This window comes from Bifidobacterium myosotis (assembly GCF_002259745.1).
Taxonomy (GTDB): Bacteria; Actinomycetota; Actinomycetes; order Actinomycetales; family Bifidobacteriaceae; genus Bifidobacterium; species Bifidobacterium myosotis.
Window position 1 is genome coordinate 1 of record NZ_MWWW01000050.1, and the last position, 1,200, is coordinate 1,200.

The 1,200-nt window shown below is 59.0% G+C and carries 1 rRNA gene; it reads left to right on the forward strand.

The features are described 5' to 3' along the window. Window positions 1-310 precede the first annotated feature (310 nt). A 23S ribosomal RNA gene (locus tag BMYO_RS11305) occupies window positions 311-1,200 on the forward strand; the annotation flags it as partial.

The window sequence follows — 1,200 nt, forward strand, 5'->3', positions numbered from 1 at the left end:
CTGTTGGGNNCCCNGNNCGCCACCCCACGGTGTTCTNTCTGTGGTGCGGTTCGATGCCCACATGGAGTAGGCCTGTTCCCTTCGGGGCGGGTTGGAAACGTGTGGCGCGTGGTGGTTTGAGAACTGGAGAGTGGACGCGAGCAGACGCCATCCGTTTGGCGGGTGGTGTTTGCTGTCGATTTCGATTCGAACTTCAATTATTTTTTTTGGTTGTGTTCGTTTCGATCGTTTTGTGATCATTTTGATGTGTTGATTTGTTGTCTGGGAGTCCAGTGCAGTGTTTTCGGGCTTCACACGGCATTGTGTGTTGTGTGTTGTCTTGAAGGGCGTATGGTGGATGCCTTGGCAGGCAGGACCGATGAAGGACGCGACGGGCCGCGATAGGCCTCGGGGAGCCGCCGAGTGGGCTTTGATCCGAGGGTTTCCGAATGGGGCAACCCACCGGCAGTAATGGGCCGGTACCGTGCTTCGGCGCGGGGGGTACGCAGGGAAGTGAAACATCTCAGTACCTGCAGGAGAGGATACTCCGTGAGTAGTGGCGAGCGAAAGCGGATCAGGCTAAACCTCATGCGTGTGATACCCGTCGGGGGTTGCGTGTGGGGTGTTGTTGGGATCGTGTGTGCCGGCTCCGACGGGCCGGCCGGTGGTGATAAATGGCGTGTGCGAGGGGAACCGGGTTGAATACCGGGCCGTAGAGGGTGAGGGCCCCGTACCCGTAGGCGCATGTCCCGCCGATCATGTCTCCCGAGTAGCGCGGGTCCCGTGGAACCCCGTGTGAATCCGCCCCGACCGTGGGGCAGGCCTAAGTATTCCTGTCTGACCGATAGTGAACTAGTACCGTGAGGGAAAGGTGAAAAGCACCCCGGGAGGGGAGTGAAACAGTCCCTGAAACCGTGCGCCTACAAACCGTCGGAGCCTCCTTGGTGGGGTGACGGCGTGCCTATCGAAAAATGAGTCTGCGAGTCAGTGGTGCGTGGCGAGTATAAGCCGTGTGGCGTATGCGTAGCGAAGGCGAGTCTTAAAAGGCGTTTGAGCCGCGTGTCCTGGACCCGAAGCGGGATGATCTAGCCCTGAGCAGGTTGAAGCGCGGGTAAGACCGTGTGGAGGACCGGACCCACCTGGGTTGAAAACCGGGGGGATGACTTGGGGCTGGGTTGATAGGCTCATCAAATTCCGTGATAGCTGGTTCTCTCCGAAATG